The organism is Mycolicibacterium phocaicum (assembly GCF_010731115.1).
Lineage (GTDB): Bacteria > Actinomycetota > Actinomycetes > Mycobacteriales > Mycobacteriaceae > Mycobacterium > Mycobacterium phocaicum.
The window spans coordinates 2,648,614-2,666,561 of record NZ_AP022616.1 but is presented as its reverse complement, the minus strand read 5'-3'; the positions used below and the strand labels follow the sequence as shown (position 1 = coordinate 2,666,561).

The window sequence follows — 17,948 nt, the reverse complement described above, 5'->3', positions numbered from 1 at the left end:
ATGAGCACTGAAGTGTCATCGCTGGCGGACTTGAGCGGCGACCTGGCCGGCACCTATCGCCGGACCGAAAGCAGCGGCGCGACCGTCGACCCCGCGATCGTCGATGCCGATCTCGCCACGATGACGCGCGACGGCTACGTGATCCTGCCCGATCTGCTCAGTGCGACCCAGCTGGACGAGATCCGCGCCGCCGTGACGCCGATGCTGGATCGACACGGCCGCAACGGTTTTGAGGGACGGTCGACGCAGCGCATCTACAGCGTGCTCAACAAGACCGCGGCGTGCGACGTCATCGCCGACCACCCGCGCGTGCTCGCACTGCTGGACCGGATGTTCCTGCCCAACTATCTGCTGTCGATGCTCCAGGTGATCAACATCCTGCCGGGGGAACAGGCGCAGATGCTGCACACCGACGACGGCTTCTACCCGCTGCCGCGGCCCCGCGCCGCGTTGGGCGCGGCGACCATCTGGGCCATCGACGATTTCACCGCCGACAACGGCGCCACCGATGTGGTGCCCGGCAGCCAGCTCTGGGGTGACCGGTTGCCCGGCGACGACGTCGAGCGCAAGCCCGTCGTGATGAGCGCCGGGTCGTGTGTGTTCTTCCCCGGCACGCTGTGGCACGGCGGCGGCGCCAACCGCACCGACCGTCCGCGGCTGGCCGTCACCGCCCAATACTGCGAGCCGTGGCTGCGGCCGCAGGAGGCCTTCACGCTGTCGATGACCCGCGACACCGTCCGCCGGGTGTCAGAAGACATTCGCCGCATGCTCGGCTACAGCATTCACCCGCCCTTCATCGGGCAGGTGGACGGCATGCACCCGAAGCGGCTGCTGGAGATCGCCGGCGATCAGTACGCCTGATCGTCGACGATCAGGCGGATCAGTACGGCACGTCGGTGGCGCCGGCGGACGTGTCCTTCTCGTCGTGATTGGACTCGTGGAACCCGAAGTCGTATGGGTTCGGACCTTGCTGCGGCAGGTCGAATTCGTCGCCGCCGTAGGGCACATCGGGATCCGGATCGGCGCCGGCCATCGGGGCAAGACTGATCGCCCCGCCGATTGCGGCAGCGGCAATCCACGTTCCTACGAGCGCATTTTTCAATCGCATGACGCCTCCTGAGGGCTTTCCCGTAACCGGGTAGTTGCCCACAAATGTTAATGGCGGCACGACTGCGCTGACGCCGAATGCAATGAATTGACGGATTCGGGAATTCCAGGTCAGGCGAGAATTTCAATTTCTTCGCCGAGCCGGTATCCAGGCGTCAACGACAATGAATCACCACTCCAGAACGACCCGGGATCGAAATAGTTCTCCCGTTTCTCGGTGACCAGCAGTCCCATTTCCTCGTAGGTGATGGCCACTGTCTCGGCGCAATACGCGGTCTCGAGCCCGGCCGACCGCCGGCGGTTCTTGTCGCGCTCGGCGGATTCGCGAACCTTGCGGTGCACCAACGGAATTCCGCGTGTGTAGTCGCTGACCACCGGCGCCCGGCCACGGAACCACCGGCCCGTCAACCGCGCGGTGGTGGGGAACGCGGTGCCGTCCATGCGGGCCACCACATTCAACGCCAGGTCTTCCTGCTCGCGGGTGGCGTACGGCGTCAGCTGGCGCAGCCAGCACCGCTGCCCGTACACGTACACCCACCGTTCGACGGCGGCCCGCAGGTCGTTGAGTTGCACGCCGCGGTGGTGGCTGCCGCTCCACAGGCATTCGAGTTTGTCGCCGAGTTCGGCGTGCCAGATCAGCGGCGGCAGGTCGTCGATGGCGACCGTCATGCCGACATGGTTCACGGGCGCGTTGGTGAGCGTCTGGATGGCGCGGTCGGGCTTGGAAGCCCCACGGAACAACCAGATGTCGCCGGTCCGGGTTTCGGCCAGCGCCCGCTCCAATGTCACCGCGTTACCAGTCATCTGGGCAGCTTAGACATTCCCCGGCGCTTCGCTCGTCCATAATCACTGCATGCGTGGCGTGTGGAAGTGGGTTGGCCTGGCCGGTGTCGCGGGCGTGGTCGCCGGTGGCGTGTTGGTCGCGCGCGATCAGCGCAAGCGTGAGTCATACACCGCCGACGATATTCGCGCCCGGTTGCATCAGCGGCTGGCCGAATCCGGCGGGAGCCAGCCCACGGCGTAGAGCCGGTGATCCCCGGTGAAGCCCTTCAGCTCCGCCACCCGGCCGCTGTCGAAAGTGATGTCGGCGCAGGAAGCCGAAGCGGACAAGGTATCTCGGACGGCCTTGCTCACGAGCACTTCACCGCCGTCGGCCTGGCTCGCCACCCGCGCCGCCATGGCGACGTTGCGCCCGAACAGGTCATCGCCGCGGCGCACCGACTTGCCGGTGTGAATCCCGATGCGGACCCGGACGCCGCCGGGCGCCTTCGCCAACTGCTGCTGCATGTCGATGCTGCAGCGCACGGCCTGCTCGGGCTCGGCGAAGGCGACCATGAAACCGTCGCCCTGACTCTTCACGACCAACCCCGACTGCTTCTTGACACACCGGCCGACCAGCTTGTCGTGATGATCGATCAGCCGCACCCAGGCCCGGTCACCCATGCGCTCGTTGAGCGCCGTGGACCCTTCGATGTCGGAGAACATGATCGCCACGCGGCCCGTCGGCGCCAGCTTGGCCAGGTCCGGCCGCTCGACCTCGGCCCAGCCGGCGAGCTCCTCGATCGATGACCACATCGCGCCGCCGAAGCCCTCTTTGTTGATGAGGTTGGCGGTCTGCCACATCGTCTTCACCGCGGCGCGGCCGCCGGCCAGCAGCAGATTGGTGCGGGGTTCGGACGGTGCGCGCAGCTCCTCGATCTCCTGCCGCGCGGCCCGCAGCCGGGCGCGCGTCACCCGCAACACGATGGTCTCGACGACGACCACCACGGCGAGCACACAGATGGCGATCAGCGAGATCGTCGATACCGTCACCGCTCAAGTATCGAGGCGACGGGCCCCGATCGGGTCATTGACGGACGAACTGCACCACCGCGTCGGTGAACGCGTCGTTGTCGTCGCCGGCGGCGGTGTGCCCGGCATCGGACAGCTCGACGAACTGGGCGCCTGGCACCTTCTGCAGGAAATCCTGCACGCCTTCGGTGCTGACCACGTCGGAGAGCTTGCCGCGGATCAGCAGGATCGGGATCTCGAGGTTGATCGCCGCGTGCTCGAGCATCTCGGCGCGCTCGAACGGGTCGTCGCCGGGCGCGGTCAGGAAGGCCGGGTCCCAGTGCCAGAACCACTTGCCGTCGCGCAGCCGCAGGTTCTTCTTGAGGCCTTCGACGCTGCGCGGCCGGGTGCGGTGCGGCAGGTACGCCGCGACGGCGTCGGCGGCCTCTTCCAGCGAGGCGAAGCCGTCGATGCCGCTGAACATGAAGTCGCGGATGCGCGCGCTGCCGCTCTTCTCGAATCGTGGCACGACGTCGACCAGGACCAGTTTGGTCACCAGTTCGGGACCGGCTTCGTGCGCGACGGGGAGGCTGGTCAGGCCGCCCATGCTGGCGCCGATCAGGGCCACCGGCCGGCCGATCTGATAGATCACCTGCAGCGTGTCGCCGGTCAGTGTCTCGAGTGAGTAGTTCGCCGTGGGGGAACGGTCGCTGTCACCGTGCCCGCGGCTGTCCAGTGCGACGACGTGGAAGCCGGCGTTCGCGAGAATCTGGCCGGTGTTCTTCCAGGAATGCCGGTTCTGGCCGCCGCCGTGCAACATCAGGATCGTCGGCTTGTCCGCTGCGGTGTCCGCGTCGCGGTTCCACTCGTCGGCGACGAGGGTCAGTTCGTCGATACCGCGGAATCGCACCGTCTGTACATTGCTGCCGCCCTCGGCCGGGGAAGTGCGTTCGTCGGTGCTCACTGGGAATCCTCTCGTCACTTCTCCTGCACGTTACCGAGCTGTGCTAACTGAACCGAACATGACCCTGGTCACCCCGTGGTCTCTAGACTCGGCCGAGGTGTCGCGCGCCCGGCCGGGCGCGCGGCGAGAGGAAGGCATATGGCGGACGAGCACGGGCGGCACAGGAATCCCGACGAGGTGGACGACGACGACGCGGCCGACCCGGACGTGACCCCGGATGCCGACGACGACGCACCGGCCATCTCCGACGAGGACGCCCTCGCCTTCCTGAAACCGACTGCACCCCAACGGGATAAGCGGGTGATCGTGGCACTGGTCGTGGGAGTGCTGGTGGTCGGCGCGCTGGGTGCGCTGGTGGCCTGGCTCGGTCAGCGTGAGCTGCAGCTGCGTCGCGACGACGCCCTGCACGACATGTACCTGACGGCCGGGAAGCAGGTCGCGGTCAATCTCACGACCATCGACTACCGGCACGTCGACGACGACATCAAGCGGGCGCTGGACACCTCGACCGGCGCCTATTTCGACGACTTCAAACAGCGTTCGGTGGCTGTGGTGGACTCGGTGAAACAGCAGCAGTCGGCGTCGGTCGGCACGGTCACCGAGGCCGGCGTGGAGTCGGCGAACGAGACCACGGGCGTGGTCCTGGTCGCGGTCAAGGTGCACACCGAGGTCGGCAGCGGGCCGCCGCAACGCGACCGCTACTGGCGCGTGCGGCTGACGATGCAGAAGGTGGGCGACAGCGCCAAGGCATCGAAGGTGGAGCCGATCCAATGAGCAAGCACGAAATGGACGAACCTGACGAGCCGGCCGACGCGGAGGCCGAGTCGACGGAGGCGGAACCGGATGCGGCCGAGGCTGTCGAGACAGAGTCGGCGGCGCCCAATGCCGCTGTGCCGCAGGTGAACCCGCTGCAGCCCGGCGGTATCGAGTGGGCGCGGGTGACGGCGTACCGGGTCCTGCCGGTGCTGGCGCTGGTACTCGCGGCCGCGGCCGGCGGACTGTGGTACCTGACCACGAAGCACAGCAATGACGCTCAGCGGGCCGCGGTGATCAAGCTGGCCAGCGACGGCACGGTCACTCTGCTGTCGTACCAGCCGGACACGGTCCGTCAACAACTGACCGATGCGCGCAAGCTGCTCACCACACCGTTCCTGGACGAGTACACGACACTGACCAAGTCGGTGATCCCCGGCGCCGAACAGCGGCGCATCGCGGCGGCGACGTCGGTGCCCGCCGCCGCGGCGGTCTCGGTCGAGGAGAACCATGCCGTGGTGCTGGTGTTCGTCAACCAGATAGTCCGTGTCGGTGACCAACCACCGACCAGCACGCCCACCAGTGCGCGCGTAACCCTGGAACGACTGGGGGGCCAGTGGCTGATCGCCAAGTTCGAGCCGGTGTGATGGTCGTGATTTGTGCACGATTTTCCGCGGTGGGCGCGGATTTTCGTGCACAAATCCCGGGGCGGTGGACGTGAACCGGATGGCGGCCGCCGACGCCCAGAGTTTCTGGATGTCGGCGAAAATCCCCAACGACATGTTTCTGGTGTGCGGGTTCGACGGTGTGCCCGCTGACCTGGACGCCGCGCTGGCAGCGGTCCGCCGCAACGTGGCGGCGTGCCCAGAGTTGTTGGTACGCATCGACGATTCGCGTCCCTGGCGCTATCCGTCCTGGGTGCGATGCGATGCCCCGGAGATCGTCGTGCACGAACCCGGGGACCGCACGTGGTTCGGGTGCCTGAGCGCTGTGTGCGCGCTGGCTGCGAGTGACCAGCTCGACGCCACCGTGCGGGCGTGGCGACTGCACGTCTTCGCCGGCGTCACCGGGATACCGGAGACGACGGGGCCGGGCACCGTCGTCGTCGTGCAGATGTCGCACGCCCTCGCCGACGGGCGGCGCGCGACGGCACTCATGGGCCGGATCTTCGGCCGGGACCAGCCGGTGCCGGCGGTGGTCGAGTCGCGGCTGGGGACGTGGGCGCTGCCGTACCTGGCGTGGCGGGCCAGCGCTGCTCATCGCCGGCTCGTGCACGACACGGAGTCGGGTGCTGTTGCCGCACCGGCCGATTCGTGGCCGGTGCAGGCGACCAACAACGCGCCGGAGGGCCCCGACGAATTGCGGACGATCGTCCGTCATCGTGCGGACCTGCCCGGGCCGACCGTGACGGTCGGGGTGCTGGCGGCCATCTCGGAGGCGCTTGCCGCCGAACTGGGTGGGGTCACCGCGCTCGGGGCCGAGGTGCCGATGGCCAAGACAGGTACCCGTCGGGCCTACAACCACTACGGCAACGTCGGGGTGGCATTGCACCCGCAATTGCCCTTTCATGAGCGGGCAGTCCGGATCGAGGCGGAGCTCGCCATGCGACGGCAGCGGTTCGAGCATCCGTCGGCCGCGACGAGCGATGCCGCCACCGCGGCGGTGCCGGCGCGGCTGCTGCGTTGGGGCACCGCGCAATTCGATGTGCACGCGCGGTCCACGACGGCCACCGGGAACACCGTGGTGTCGAGCGTGCACCGCGGCCCGGCCGATCTGACATTCGGCGGCTGCCCGGTGGTGCTGACCACCGCATGTCCGGCGCTGTCGCCGATGATGGGGTTGACGCACGGCGTGCACGGCATCGGGGACACCGTCACGATCAGTGTGCATGCGTCCCCGTCGGCCTTACCGGATGTCGATTCGTACGTGGAACGGTTGTCAGCGGTCCTGGACGCCGCGGGCTAGATTCATCGCGTGACTGCTTACGCGTTCTCGATCCTGTTGCTGCGGGTGGTGCTCGGTCTGACCATGGCCGCGCACGGGTACAACAAGTTCTTCGGTGGTGGCCGCATCCCGGGTACCGCCGCCTGGTTCGACAGCATCGGTATGAAGCCCGGCATGCTGCATGCCCGGCTGGCTGCCGGCACCGAGATCCTGGCCGGCCTGGGTCTCGCGGTCGGCTTCCTGACGCCGATCCCCGCCGCGGGATTCGTGGCGCTGATGGTGGTGGCGGCCTGGACGGTGCACCGCGAAAACGGCTTCTTCATCGTGAAATCCGGCTGGGAGTACAACCTGGTGCTGGGCGTCGCGGCCGTGGCGATCGCGGGCACCGGCGCGGGCCGCTACAGCCTGGACTGCCTGCTCTTCCACAACACCGGCTTCTATCACCTGCTGCACGGCTGGTGCGGTCTGGCCATCGCGGTGGTGCTGGGCCTGGCCGGTGGCATAGGGCAGTTGCTGATCTTCTTCCGCCCGCCCGCCAAGGCCTGAGCACCTGTCGTTGGCCCGGGGGCCGGGGCGCCGGTTTCTCGAACGCCGGCGACCTGGCTACCGGGCGAACTGAGGGGATCTGATTCCGTCAGACTAGAACACGTTCTAGTCTGACGGGCATGGGTTTTCTCACGCAGGACACTCCTGTCATCGACTTCGAGGAGTGGAACAAGGGCAGCCGCGCGCAGAAGATCGTCCCGATGGCCCGGCACTGGGCCGAGACGGGCTTCGGCACCCCGGTGGCGCTGCACCTGTTCTACGTCGTCAAGATCGGCCTGTACATCCTCGGCGGTTGGCTTATCGCATTGTCCACCAAGGGGATCGACGGCTTCACCGACGTCGCGACGTGGTGGACCGAGCCGATCGTCTTCGAGAAGGTCGTGCTGTACACCATGCTGTTCGAGGTGGTCGGGCTCGGCTGTGGGTTCGGCCCACTGAACAACCGCTTCTTCCCGCCGCTGGGCTCGATCCTGTACTGGCTGCGGCCGAAGACCATTCGTCTGCCACCGTGGCCCGGCCGCATCCCGCTGACGCGTGGCGATGCCCGGACGCCCGTTGATGTGCTGCTCTACGGCGCGCTGCTGGTCCTGCTCATTGTCGCCCTGTGCACCGACGGCACCGGCCCGGTTCTGCCCGGTGCGAATGTCGGCGTGCTGCCGATGTGGCAGATCTGGGCCGTCTTGGGAGTGCTGGCGGTGCTCGGCCTCAGGGACAAGGTGATCTTCCTGGCCGCCCGCGGCGAGGTATACGGCTCGTTCACCGTCGCCTTCCTGTTCGCCGGCTACGGCGTCGACCTGATCATCGCCGCCAAGCTGGTGTGCATGGTGATCTGGCTGGGCGCCGCGACGTCGAAGCTCAACCAGCACTTCCCGTTCGTCATCTCCACGATGATGAGCAACAACCCGGTGCTGCGACCGAAGTTCATCAAGCGCGCGTTCTTCGAGCACTTCCCGGACGACCTGCGCCCCGGCCGGCCGTCACGCTTCATGGCGCACTTCAGCACGTTCATCGAGGGCGCGGTGCCGCTGGTGCTGTTCTTCAGCGGCGGTGGCTGGCCGACCTACATCGCCGCCTTCGTCATGCTGTGTTTCCACTTCGGCATCCTGTCGTCGATCCCGATGGGCGTGCCGCTGGAGTGGAACGTCTTCATGATGTTCTGCGTCGTGACGCTGTTCGTCGGGCATGCCGACATCGGCCTGACGGACCTCAGCTCGCCGTGGCCCGTCGTCCTGTTTGCGGTCGTCGCGGGCACCGTCGTCATCGGAAACCTGTTCCCGCGCAAGGTCTCTTTCCTGCCGGGCATGCGGTACTACGCCGGCAACTGGGACACGTCGCTGTGGTGCATCAAACCGTCCGCGTCGGAAAAGATCGAGAAGAACATCGTCGCGATCGCCAGCATGCCCGCTACCCAGATGGAGCGGTACTACGGCAGCCCCGAGAACGCGCAGATGTACCTGTACATGGGCTACGCGTTCCGCGCCTTCAATACCCACGGCCGCGCGCTGTTCACGCTCGCGCACCGTGCCATGGCCGGGCAGAACGAGGACGACTACACCCTGACCGACGGTGAGCGCATCGTCTCGACCGCCATCGGCTGGAACTTCGGCGACGGCCACATGTCGAACGAACAGCTCGTCGCGGCGCTGCAGGAGCGGTGCCACTTCGAGCCGGGCGAGGTGCGGATCGTCATGCTCGATGCCCAGCCCATCCATCAACAGACGCAGCAGTACCGCCTGGTCGACGCCGCCACCGGCGAGTTCGAGCGCGGCTACGTCAAGGTGCGCGACATGGTGACCCGCCAGCCGTGGGCCGACGATGTCCCCGTGTACGGCGTGACTAGCGCATGACGTCGCGGACCTTGAGGTCCTCCATGCCGGCGAACAGCAGACTGTTCGCGACGTCGAGGTGCTTGCGCCAGTGCGCTTCGGCGGCCGCGGCGTTGCCCGAGCGCATGAGCGTCATGAGTCGGCGGTAGGACTTCATCAGAATGTCGTAGTCCGACCTGGACATCGGGCGGTTCTCGCGCATCGCGAACGCGATGTGGCGGACGGTGATCTCGTGCAGCATGCCGGCGACGATGGCCAGCGTCGCGTTGCCCGACAGCTCGACCATGCGCTGGTGGAAGTCGCCGGTGGTCTCGGCCATGCGGCCCGTCTCGAGCCCGGACGGAACGTACTCGGCCAGCATGGTGTCGAGTTCGTCGAAAGCAGCGGTGTTGCCCTGCTCGGTCAGTAGCCGCACGACGGTCGGTTCGATCCCGGCGCGCGCGGTGGTCACGTCGGCGATCGTCGCGCCGGACAGCTCCAGCAGTAGACCCGCTGGGCGCGCGACGATCTCGGGTCCGGGGACGCGGACACGGGCACCGGTGCGCGACCCGCGGCGTACCTCGACCAGGCGCTCGGATTCCAGGACCCGAACGGCTTCGCGCAGGGTCGGGCGGCTGACCCCGAAGTGGGCCATCAGCTCGGCCTCGTTGGGCAGGAAGTCGCCTTCCTTGAGCTGACCGTCGACGACCATCCGGCGCAGGGTGCCGGCCACCAGTTCCGCGGTTTTGGGGGAGCGGATGGGGCCGCTGGCCGAGGATGGCACAGTACGTGGGTCGATCATCGGCGACAACGGCGGAGTCTGCGCCATCTGGGCCCTCCTTGAACCGTTTGTGCTGGCCTCGTGTTAGGCAACTCAGTAAACCATGTGAGGCGGCATGACCCCGTCATTCCCGGAAATGGCGCCTATCTACCAACTAGTAGGTTGACCTAGTAAACCTTCTGTTCTATGTTCGCATATGACCAGGTCTTTACGGGTGTCAATTCATGTTGAAGGAGAAGTCCGTGGCTGAAGCAGTCATCGTCGAGGCGGTCCGCTCGCCCATCGGGAAGCGCAACGGCGCCCTGTCGGGGGTGCACCCGGCCGAGCTCTCGGCTCAGGTGCTCAACGCCCTGGTGCAGCGCGCAGGCGTCGACCCGGCGCTCGTCGACGACGTGATCTGGGGCTGCGTCATGCAGGCCGGCGAGCAGGCGCTCGACATCGCCCGCACCGCGGTCCTGACCGCCGGCTGGCCCGAGACCGTCCCCGGCGTGACCGTCGACCGCCAGTGTGGCTCCAGCCAGCAGTCGGTGCACTTCGCCGCCGCCGGCGTGGTCGCCGGCCACTACGACGTCGTCGTCGCCGGTGGTGTCGAATCGATGTCGCGCACCCCGATGGGTTCGTCGCTCGCCAACGGTGGGCACCCCTACCCGGAGGCGTTCCGCGCCCGTTACGACCAGACCCCGAACCAGGGCACCGGCGCCGAGATGATGGCCGAGAAGTGGGGCCTGTCCCGCACGCAGCTTGATGAGTTCTCGCTGCGCTCACACGAAAAGGCCGCTGCCGCACAGGATGCCGGCGCCTTCAAGGACCAGATCGTCGCCATCAAGGACCAGGACGGCAATATCGTCACCGAAGACGGCGGCATCCGTCGCGGCGGCACCGTCGAATCCATGGCGGCCATCAAGCCGGCGTTCAAGGAAGACGGCGTCATCCACGCCGGCAACTCCTCGCAGATTTCCGACGGCTCGGCCGCGCTGCTGATCATGTCCGCCGAGAAGGCAAAAGAGTTGGGGCTCAAGCCTCTTGCTCGGCTGCACACCGGTGTGCTGGCCGGCGCCGACCCCGTGATGATGCTGAGCGCGCCCATCCCCGCCACTCAGAAGGCGCTCGCCAAGTCCGGTCTGAGCGTCAACGACATCGGCGTGTTCGAGGTCAACGAGGCCTTCGCGCCCGTTCCGATGGCCTGGCTCAAGGACATCGGCGCCGACGAGAACCGGCTGAACCCGAACGGCGGCGCCATCGCCCTCGGCCACCCGCTCGGCGGTTCCGGTGCCCGCATCATGACCACCCTGCTGCACCACATGCGGGACAACAACATTCAGTACGGCTTCCAGACCATGTGCGAGGGCGGCGGCCAGGCCAACGCGACCATCCTGGAGCTGTTGTGACCTCGGTGTCCGCCGAACCGGGCGCCCTCTCCGAGCGGCGCGGCAACGTCCTGCTGATCACGATCAACCGGCCCGATGCCCGCAACGCCGTGAACCAGGCCGTCAGCATCGGTGTCGGCGACGCACTGCAGGCCGCGCAGGACGACCCGGAGATCCGGGCCGTCGTGATCACCGGATCCGGCGACAAATCGTTCTGTGCCGGTGCGGATCTCAAGGCGCTCTCGCGCGGCGAGAACCTCTTCCACCCCGATCACACGGACTGGGGCTTCGCCGGCTACGTCAGCCACTTCATCGACAAGCCCACCATCGCGGCCGTCAACGGCACCGCCCTGGGCGGCGGCTCCGAACTGGCGTTGGCGAGTGACCTGGTGGTGGCCGAGGAAAGCGCGAAATTCGGTCTCCCGGAAGTGAAGCGCGGCCTGATCGCCGGTGCCGGCGGCGTGTTCCGGATCGTCGAGCAGCTGCCGCGCAAGGTCGCGCTGGAACTGCTGTTCACCGGTGAGCCCATGACATCCGCGGACGCGCTGCGCTGGGGCCTGATCAATCAGGTGGTCCCCGACGGCACCGTCGTCGACGCGGCACTGGCTCTGGCGGAACGGATCACGTCCAACGCGCCGCTGGCCGTGCAGGCCAGCAAGCGGGTGGCATACGGCGCCGACGACGGCGTGGTGACCGACGAGAAGGACGGCTGGAAGCGCACCAACCGCGAGTTCGTCACCCTGCTGCAGTCCGAGGACGCAAAAGAAGGCCCGCTGGCGTTCGCGCAGAAACGTCAGCCTGTATGGAAAGCCAAGTGACGGAGAAGAAATCGTGAAGCGGACAGTATTCGAAGCGGAGCATGAGGCGCTCCGGGAATCCACCCGGCAGTACATCGAGCGTGAGCTCGTCCCCAACGCCGAGAAGTGGGAAGAGCAGCGCATGGTCGACCGGTCGGCGTTCGTCGCCGCCGGCAAGTACGGCCTGATCGGGTTCAACATGCCCGAGGAGTTCGGCGGTGGCGGGTCCGACGACTTCCGCTTCAATGCCGTCATCGACGAGGAACTGGCCCGCTACGGCGGCCCGGCGCCGTCGCTGAGCCTCCAGAACGACGTCGTCGCACCGTATTTCAACCACCTTGCGAACGACGAGCAGAAGGCACGGTGGATGCCGGGCATCGCCAGCGGCGAACTGATCCTCGCCGTCGCGATGACCGAGCCCGGCGCCGGCAGTGACCTGGCGGGCATCCGTACCTCGGCGGTGCGCGACGGCGACGACTGGATCATCAACGGCTCCAAGACTTTCATCTCGTCGGGCATCAACTGCGACCTCGTCGTGGTGGTGTGTCGCACCAATCCCGAAGCCGGACACAAGGGCTTCACGCTGCTGGTCGTCGAGCGCGGTATGGAAGGCTTCGAGCGGGGCCGCAAGCTCGACAAGATGGGTCTGCATGCGCAGGACACCTCGGAGCTGCACTTCGAGAACGTGCGGGTGCCGCAGGCGAACCTGCTCGGCCAGGAAGGCCGCGGCTTCTACCACCTGATGCAGAACCTGCCTTCCGAGCGGCTCGGCATCGCGATCTCGGCGATCGCGGGCGCGCGCGAATCCTGGCGCCAGACACTGCAATACGCCAAGGACCGCAAGGCGTTCGGGCAGCCGATCGGCAGCTTCCAGCACAACCGGTTCCTGCTGGCCGAGATGGACACCGAACTCGACGTGTGCGAGCGGTACATCGACCGGTGCCTGGAGGGCGTGCTCGACGGCGACCTGTCGGCCGTCGAGGCGGCCAAGGCCAAGTGGTTCTGCACCGAGACCGCCAAGAAGGTCATCGACGGCTGCGTGCAGCTCCACGGCGGCTACGGCTACATGATGGAGTACCGCGTGGCCCGCGACTACTGCGACGCCCGCATCCAGACGATCTTCGGTGGCACCACCGAGATCATGAAGGACATCATCGGCCGCGACTTGGGTCTGTAGGCCCCACAAAGCCAATCGGCGCCCCTGCACAACGTGGTGCAGGGGCGCCGATTTCGTTTGTCTGGCTAGCGCGCAGCCGACGTGGTCGTGGTCGGGGTCGCCGAGGTCGACTCAGCGGCGCTCGGCGCTGCCGAGGTCGACGTCGCCGTGGTGACCGAGGTCGAGGTGGAGGTCTCGCTGCCCGCGGCGGTGACCGGGGCCGGGGCGTCCGCCAGGTCCAGCACGGTGTCGATCACGTAGATGCGGGCGTTGCTCGCCTCGATGGCGCCACACACCAGCTTGGCGGTGTCGTTGACCTTGATGTCGCCGCCGTCGCCGGTCACCTTGATCTGGGTGCCCTGCTGCGTCGGACGCTGGCCCTTGACGGTGTCATTGCCCAGCACGCCCAGGAAGACGTGGTAGTAGTCCAGGCTGGTCAGCGCGGCCGGGTCGGCCTTCAGGGCCTCCAGCTTGGCCGGGTCCAGCGCCGCGAAGGCTTCGTTGGTGGGCGCGAAGACCACGTACGGGCCGTTGTCCAGGACGCTGGTGATGTTCACGGCGGGGTTCAGGCCACCGGACACCGCCGAGTTGAAGGTGCTGATCGCCGGAATCGCGGCCAGCACCTGGCTCACCGGCTTGTTGACCAACGTCTTCAGGTCGGGCATGCCTGCCTTGACCTTGTCGCAGCCGGGGCCCTGGGGGTCCACCGTCTTGTTGGTCGGCGGCGGCAGCGGCGGCGGGTCCGCGTAAGCGGACACTGCCAGCGGCAGCGATGCGGTCAGGGCGGCGACGGCCGCGGTTACGCCCAGAAATCTGCTGGTGCGAGTCTTCATGGTTCGGCTCCTCAGCTGTTCATGACGCGCACCCCGCCCGACCGGGGAGACCCCATCCGGGGCGTGGCGCCCGTCGAATGGTAATGGCTGGCGCTGCGAAACAGCAAAATCAGCTACCGGCGGTCCGTTTTGGTCAAGTGGTTCTGACCTGCACTTTTCGCACGCTGAAGCACAGCGCCGCGGCGACCGCGCACAAGCCGGCCGCCAGTTGAAAGGCCAGGTCATAGTTACCTTGTAGGTCCCGGAGCCAGCCGGCTGCGGCCGCTGCGACCGCGGCGCCGACCTGATGTGCGGCAAACACCCAGCCGAACACCACGGGGGACCGATCACCGAAGTAGTCGCGGCACAGCGCGATCGTGGGCGGCACCGTGGCAACCCAGTCGAGGCCGTAGAAGACGATGAACACCCAGGTGCCCGGGTCGGCGTGCGGAGAAAGCAGCGAAGGCAGCAGCATCAGCGAAATGCCGCGGCCGACGTAGTAGACGGTCAGTAGCAGCCGCGGATCAACCCGGTCGGTGAGCCAGCCCGAACAGACCGTGCCCGCCACGTCGAGGACGCCGATGGTGGCCAGCAGGCTCGCGGCGACGGTCGTCGGCATGCCATGGTCGCCCGCGGCAGGGATGAAGTGGGTGCCGATCAGCCCGTTGGTGGTCATGCCACAGATCGCGAAGCTGCCGGCCAGGAGCCAGAACACCGGCACCCGCGCACCGATGACGAGCCCGTCCAGCGCGGCCCGGAAGCCGTTCGCGGGTGCCGCGGTGGGTGCGGGCGGGTGGTGGCGCATGACGATGAGGGCGGGTGCGATGACCGCGAACGCGGCCGCGGCGACGATGAGGCAGGCCCAGCGCCAGCCGTGACGGGTCGCGACCTCGGCGACGAGCGGCAGGAAGATCAGCTGCCCGGTGGCGCTGGCCGCCGTCAGCACGCCGGTCACCAGGCCGCGCCGTTCGTCGAACCAGCGGGTGGCGACGGTCGCGACGAAGCCCATCGAGATGCATCCGGTGCCGATGCCGACCAATACGCCCCAGCACGCCACCAGTTGCCAGCCGGTCGTCATCCGGACCGACAGCGCCGAACCGGCCGTGATCAACCCCAGCGCCACGGTCAGCACCGGCCGGACCCCGAACCGGTCCATCAGGGCTGCCGCGAACGGCGCGGTGACTCCGAACAGCGTCATGTTGACCGACATCGCCAGGCCCACCGTGGCGTGCGACCAGCCGAACTCGTGGTGCAGCGGCGTCATCAGCACGCCGGGTACGGCGCGGAAACCGGCGGCGGCCAGGATGGCGAGGAAACTGACGGCGGCCACCGTCCATGCGGCGCGAGTCGGCGCGGTCGTCGAGGTGAGCGTCACCGCACCACTCTGGCCGGTAGGTCGGGACCGGGCCAGTGGCAGAACCGACACGAACCGCACAGATTGCGCCACGCTCCCGGCCGGAGCGGCGTGCGACCTAAACCTCGATCCACCGATGAACTGACTGTTTGGTCGGGTGTCGTAACGAGGAAAGTGCCTTCTGAGCTGGGATGATGAGTGTTCTCTACGCACTTATCGGCACAACTCGGAAAGGCACTTCCAGTGCAAGTGTCCCACAGGTTCACCGCGTCGTCGGCGGTCTTTGATGATGAGCATCTCGTGTCGTGCGCGGGCCTGGTGCCGGTGATGACGTTGGCAGAGCAGAGTCGCCTTTCGGCGTTGTTGGAGCACAAGATTCGTTTCACCAGCGAGCGGATCAAGTCCGGGGCGGCCAACCCGTCACCGAAGCTGGCGACGGTGATCGCCGGCATGTGCGTCGGCGCGGACAGTATCGATGACCTCGACGTGGTCCGCAGCGGTGGAATGAAAACACTCTTCGACGGGGTGTATGCGCCTTCGACGATCGGAACCCTGTTGCGGGAGTTCACCTTCGGGCATGCCCGTCAACTGGAGTCAGTTCTGGGTGCACATCTGGGTGCCCTGTGTGAACGCGTGCTGTTGCTGCCCGGCGCCGATCAGCGTGCGTTCATCGATATCGATTCGCTGCTGCGCCCGGTCTACGGACACGCCAAACAGGGCGCGAGCTACGGGCACACCAAGATCGCCGGCCGCCAGATCCTGCGCAAAGGTCTCTCGCCGCTGGTGACCACGATCAGCACCGAACACAGCGCCCCGGTGATCGCCGGAGCGCGGTTGCGCTCGGGCAAGGCCAACTCCGGCAAGGGAGCGGCCCGGATGATCGCGCAAGCGGTGGCTACCGCCCGTGCCGCCGGCGTCACTGGTCAGATCCTGGTGCGCGGCGACTCGGCCTATGGCAACAGCGCGGTGGTGTCCGCGTGCCGCCGTGCCGGGGCCCGGTTCTCGCTCGTGTTGACCAAGACCGCGGCGCTGACCGCCGCGATCGAGCAGATCGACCAGGACGCGTGGGTACCGGTGAACTATCCCGGTGCAGTGCGCGATCCCGATACCGGCGCGTGGATTTCTGATGCTGAAGTCGCCGAAACTACCTACACCGCTTTCACTTCCACGAAGACCCCGATCACCGCACGACTGGTGGTACGCCGGGTCAAAGATGCGCGCATGGCCGATGGGCTGTTTCCGGTGTGGCGGTATCACCCGTTCTTCACCGACATCGACCTACCGGTCGATCAAGCCGACATCACCCACCGTCGCCACGCGATCATCGAAACCGTGTTCGCCGACCTGATCGACGGACCCCTGGCCCACATGCCCTCGGGGCGGTTCGGCGCCAACTCCGCCTGGATCCTCTGCGCGGCCATCGCCCACAACCTGCTGCGCGCCACCGGCGTCCTGGCCGGAGGCTCTCACGCCGTTGCCCGCGGTGCCACCCTGCGACGGCGCATCGTCAACATCGCGGCCCGACTGGCCCGACCACAACGCCGAGCAGTCCTGCACCTACCCGCCCACTGGCCCTGGGCCCGACACTGGCTTGCACTGTGGCACAACACGATCGGACGCCCACCCCCACAAACCGTGACATCCTGACCACCGCCGCAAGGCCCAACCCGAGGACACCACAGGAAAAGCTGGGCAGACCAGCAGCTAACTGCCGCCCACAGCAAAATGATCCCGACCAGAACCGAAAAGTCCTCACAGAATCAGTCAGTCCACGGATCGAGGCTAAACTCTGCCGCATGTCAGGACCGTTGATTCTTCCCATCCAGGGCCATGCGCCGCAGCTGCACGACGAGGCGTGGGTCGCGCCGACCGCATCGGTGCTCGGCCAGGTGACGCTCGCCGCGCGGGCCAGCATCTGGTACGGCACCACGCTGCGTGCCGAGTTCGAGCCCATCGAGATCGGCGAAGGGTCCAACATCCAGGACGGCTGCACCGTGCACGTCGACCCGGGCTTCCCGGTCAAGGTGGGCGCCGGCGTCAGCGTCGGGCACAACGCGGTCCTGCATGGCTGCACGGTGGAGGACGGCGCCCTGGTGGGCATGGGGGCCATCGTGCTCAACGGCGCCGTGATCGGCGCCGGCTCGCTGGTCGCGGCCGGAACCGTTGTGCCGCAAGGGTTCGTCGTGCCGCCGGGCACCATGATTGCCGGAGTGCCCGGCAAGATCCGGCGCGAGCTGACCGAAGACGAGATCAACCACAACCGCATCAACGGCCAGGTGTACGAGCACCTGCTCACCCTCCACCGCGGCTAGGAACTCGGGGATTTGTGCACGATTTTCCGCGGGTGCCGCGGAAAATCGTGCACAAACCAGGGATGAGGATCAGCGCTACGACAGTTGATCCCAGTCGACGGCGTCGTTGATCGGCCGGGAGTTGTTGCGCTTGGCCGGCTGGCCACCCTTCGGGCTCGGTTTCCCGCAGAATTTCTCGACCGCCGACTTGACCTTGCTATTGAGCTTGAGATCAAACTGGGGCAGCTTGTGCGAGTCAAGAAGCTCTGAGATGTCGGTAGATTGCGATTCCCCGCCGATCCTTGCGGGTGCATATTCCTTCTGCGCGTACTCATCACAGGTGACCGAGCGGGCCGCGCTCGCACCACCTGAGTGCTTCGCGCCCGAATCATTTGAGCAGGCTGCGCTACCGACCGCCAGGGCGACGGCCGTCAACACGGTGCCTACGATTTTGACTGGCAATGAGAGCATGGCCGGCGTTCCTCTTCTACCTGAATTTTT

At 67.0% G+C, this 17,948-nt stretch carries 20 protein-coding genes; 12 read left to right on the top strand and 8 right to left on the bottom strand.

Translation table 11 applies throughout. From position 1 onward, the window contains the following. Positions 1-861 (top strand): phytanoyl-CoA dioxygenase family protein, encoded by an 861-nt coding sequence (locus G6N46_RS12810; RefSeq protein WP_064858222.1) that lies wholly within the window; start codon positions 1-3, stop codon positions 859-861. Positions 862-880: 19 nt separating this feature from the next. On the opposite strand, the gene G6N46_RS12805 is transcribed toward G6N46_RS12810, so the two are convergent. Beyond that, entirely contained in the window at positions 881-1,108 is a 228-nt protein-coding gene (locus tag G6N46_RS12805; protein WP_029104726.1) for a hypothetical protein, read from the bottom strand. Between the two features lie 110 nt (positions 1,109-1,218). Next, positions 1,219-1,911 carry a hypothetical protein gene (locus G6N46_RS12800; protein ID WP_064858221.1) on the bottom strand — a complete coding sequence of 231 codons (693 nt, stop codon included), beginning with the start codon at positions 1,909-1,911 and terminating at the stop codon, positions 1,219-1,221. A gap of 49 nt (positions 1,912-1,960) precedes the next feature. Between G6N46_RS12800 and G6N46_RS28275 the strand changes: the two genes are divergently transcribed. Beyond that, complete coding sequence (locus G6N46_RS28275) at positions 1,961-2,131, top strand: hypothetical protein (RefSeq protein ID WP_090562611.1); 171 nt, start codon at positions 1,961-1,963, stop codon at positions 2,129-2,131. Here the strand turns inward: G6N46_RS28275 and G6N46_RS12795 are convergent. Continuing rightward, positions 2,089-2,919, bottom strand: a complete 831-nt coding sequence (locus G6N46_RS12795) for an adenylate/guanylate cyclase domain-containing protein (protein ID WP_082934603.1) — start codon at positions 2,917-2,919, stop codon at positions 2,089-2,091. The genes G6N46_RS28275 and G6N46_RS12795 overlap by 43 nt on opposite strands. Before the next feature lie 34 nt (positions 2,920-2,953). After that, positions 2,954-3,841, bottom strand: coding sequence for an alpha/beta fold hydrolase (locus G6N46_RS12790; RefSeq protein WP_064858220.1), 888 nt, complete (start codon positions 3,839-3,841; stop codon positions 2,954-2,956). 138 nt (positions 3,842-3,979) lie between these two features. Here G6N46_RS12790 and G6N46_RS12785 point away from each other — a divergent pair, with 138 nt between their 5' ends. The 5 genes from G6N46_RS12785 to G6N46_RS12765 all read left to right on the top strand — a co-directional run bounded on the left by G6N46_RS12785 (position 3,980) and on the right by G6N46_RS12765 (position 8,931). Beyond that, positions 3,980-4,615 (top strand): Rv1363c family protein, encoded by a 636-nt coding sequence (locus tag G6N46_RS12785; protein ID WP_064858219.1) that lies wholly within the window; start codon positions 3,980-3,982, stop codon positions 4,613-4,615. Beyond that, positions 4,612-5,241 (top strand): Rv1363c family protein, encoded by a 630-nt coding sequence (locus G6N46_RS12780; RefSeq protein ID WP_064858218.1) that lies wholly within the window; start codon positions 4,612-4,614, stop codon positions 5,239-5,241. The genes G6N46_RS12785 and G6N46_RS12780 overlap by 4 nt, the downstream gene beginning before the upstream one ends. A 79-nt stretch (positions 5,242-5,320) precedes the next feature. Next, positions 5,321-6,559 carry a WS/DGAT domain-containing protein gene (locus G6N46_RS12775; RefSeq protein ID WP_407665100.1) on the top strand — a complete coding sequence of 413 codons (1,239 nt, stop codon included), beginning with the start codon at positions 5,321-5,323 and terminating at the stop codon, positions 6,557-6,559. Between the two features lie 9 nt (positions 6,560-6,568). After that, the gene (locus G6N46_RS12770) at positions 6,569-7,084 is read left to right on the top strand and encodes a DoxX family protein (protein ID WP_133425544.1); all 516 of its coding nucleotides are present in this window, start codon (positions 6,569-6,571) and stop codon (positions 7,082-7,084) included. 119 nt (positions 7,085-7,203) lie between these two features. Further along, entirely contained in the window at positions 7,204-8,931 is a 1,728-nt protein-coding gene (locus tag G6N46_RS12765) for a DUF3556 domain-containing protein (RefSeq protein ID WP_138248195.1), read from the top strand. Here the strand turns inward: G6N46_RS12765 and G6N46_RS12760 are convergent. Further along, positions 8,921-9,718, bottom strand: coding sequence for a FadR/GntR family transcriptional regulator (locus G6N46_RS12760; RefSeq protein ID WP_073698289.1), 798 nt, complete (start codon positions 9,716-9,718; stop codon positions 8,921-8,923). The genes G6N46_RS12765 and G6N46_RS12760 overlap by 11 nt on opposite strands. Before the next feature lie 194 nt (positions 9,719-9,912). Between G6N46_RS12760 and G6N46_RS12755 the strand changes: the two genes are divergently transcribed. The 3 genes from G6N46_RS12755 to G6N46_RS12745 are packed head-to-tail and all read left to right on the top strand — an operon-like array spanning position 9,913 to position 13,011. Then, positions 9,913-11,058, top strand: coding sequence for a thiolase family protein (locus G6N46_RS12755; RefSeq protein WP_138248196.1), 1,146 nt, complete (start codon positions 9,913-9,915; stop codon positions 11,056-11,058). Beyond that, positions 11,055-11,855 (top strand): crotonase/enoyl-CoA hydratase family protein, encoded by an 801-nt coding sequence (locus tag G6N46_RS12750; protein WP_064858214.1) that lies wholly within the window; start codon positions 11,055-11,057, stop codon positions 11,853-11,855. Before G6N46_RS12755 ends, G6N46_RS12750 begins: the two co-directional genes overlap by 4 nt. Positions 11,856-11,868: 13 nt before the next feature. After that, on the top strand, positions 11,869-13,011 hold the full coding sequence (locus tag G6N46_RS12745; protein WP_064858213.1) for an acyl-CoA dehydrogenase family protein: 1,143 nt from the start codon (positions 11,869-11,871) through the stop codon (positions 13,009-13,011). A gap of 65 nt (positions 13,012-13,076) precedes the next feature. Here the strand turns inward: G6N46_RS12745 and G6N46_RS12740 are convergent, their stop codons facing one another. Both G6N46_RS12740 and G6N46_RS12735 read right to left on the bottom strand, forming a co-directional pair. After that, positions 13,077-13,823 (bottom strand): fasciclin domain-containing protein, encoded by a 747-nt coding sequence (locus G6N46_RS12740; RefSeq protein WP_064858212.1) that lies wholly within the window; start codon positions 13,821-13,823, stop codon positions 13,077-13,079. A 133-nt stretch (positions 13,824-13,956) separates the two neighbouring features. Next, positions 13,957-15,177, bottom strand: a complete 1,221-nt coding sequence (locus G6N46_RS12735) for an MFS transporter (RefSeq protein WP_138248197.1) — start codon at positions 15,175-15,177, stop codon at positions 13,957-13,959. Between the two features lie 222 nt (positions 15,178-15,399). Between G6N46_RS12735 and G6N46_RS12730 the strand changes: the two genes are divergently transcribed. Beyond that, positions 15,400-16,803 carry an IS1380 family transposase gene (locus G6N46_RS12730; protein WP_138247968.1) on the top strand — a complete coding sequence of 468 codons (1,404 nt, stop codon included), beginning with the start codon at positions 15,400-15,402 and terminating at the stop codon, positions 16,801-16,803. A gap of 149 nt (positions 16,804-16,952) precedes the next feature. After that, the gene (locus G6N46_RS12725; RefSeq protein WP_138248198.1) at positions 16,953-17,468 is read left to right on the top strand and encodes a gamma carbonic anhydrase family protein; all 516 of its coding nucleotides are present in this window, start codon (positions 16,953-16,955) and stop codon (positions 17,466-17,468) included. Between the two features lie 75 nt (positions 17,469-17,543). Here the strand turns inward: G6N46_RS12725 and G6N46_RS12720 are convergent, their stop codons facing one another. Then, positions 17,544-17,918 (bottom strand): hypothetical protein, encoded by a 375-nt coding sequence (locus G6N46_RS12720; protein WP_131808692.1) that lies wholly within the window; start codon positions 17,916-17,918, stop codon positions 17,544-17,546. Between the last annotated feature and the right edge of the window lie 30 nt (positions 17,919-17,948).

What these genes read in the sequence shown, in the direction of transcription:
- G6N46_RS12810 (WP_064858222.1), top strand. Translation starts at nt 1, where the DNA reads ATGAGCACTGAAGTGTCATCGCTGGCGGACTTGAGCGGCGACCTGGCC.
- G6N46_RS12805 (WP_029104726.1), bottom strand. Translation starts at nt 1,108, where the DNA reads ATGCGATTGAAAAATGCGCTCGTAGGAACGTGGATTGCCGCTGCCGCA.
- G6N46_RS12800 (WP_064858221.1), bottom strand. Translation starts at nt 1,911, where the DNA reads ATGACTGGTAACGCGGTGACATTGGAGCGGGCGCTGGCCGAAACCCGG.
- G6N46_RS28275 (WP_090562611.1), top strand. Translation starts at nt 1,961, where the DNA reads ATGCGTGGCGTGTGGAAGTGGGTTGGCCTGGCCGGTGTCGCGGGCGTG.
- G6N46_RS12785 (WP_064858219.1), top strand. Translation starts at nt 3,980, where the DNA reads ATGGCGGACGAGCACGGGCGGCACAGGAATCCCGACGAGGTGGACGAC.
- G6N46_RS12780 (WP_064858218.1), top strand. Translation starts at nt 4,612, where the DNA reads ATGAGCAAGCACGAAATGGACGAACCTGACGAGCCGGCCGACGCGGAG.
- G6N46_RS12775 (WP_407665100.1), top strand. Translation starts at nt 5,321, where the DNA reads ATGGCGGCCGCCGACGCCCAGAGTTTCTGGATGTCGGCGAAAATCCCC.
- G6N46_RS12765 (WP_138248195.1), top strand. Translation starts at nt 7,204, where the DNA reads ATGGGTTTTCTCACGCAGGACACTCCTGTCATCGACTTCGAGGAGTGG.
- G6N46_RS12760 (WP_073698289.1), bottom strand. Translation starts at nt 9,718, where the DNA reads ATGGCGCAGACTCCGCCGTTGTCGCCGATGATCGACCCACGTACTGTG.
- G6N46_RS12740 (WP_064858212.1), bottom strand. Translation starts at nt 13,823, where the DNA reads ATGAAGACTCGCACCAGCAGATTTCTGGGCGTAACCGCGGCCGTCGCC.
- G6N46_RS12725 (WP_138248198.1), top strand. Translation starts at nt 16,953, where the DNA reads ATGTCAGGACCGTTGATTCTTCCCATCCAGGGCCATGCGCCGCAGCTG.
- G6N46_RS12720 (WP_131808692.1), bottom strand. Translation starts at nt 17,918, where the DNA reads ATGCTCTCATTGCCAGTCAAAATCGTAGGCACCGTGTTGACGGCCGTC.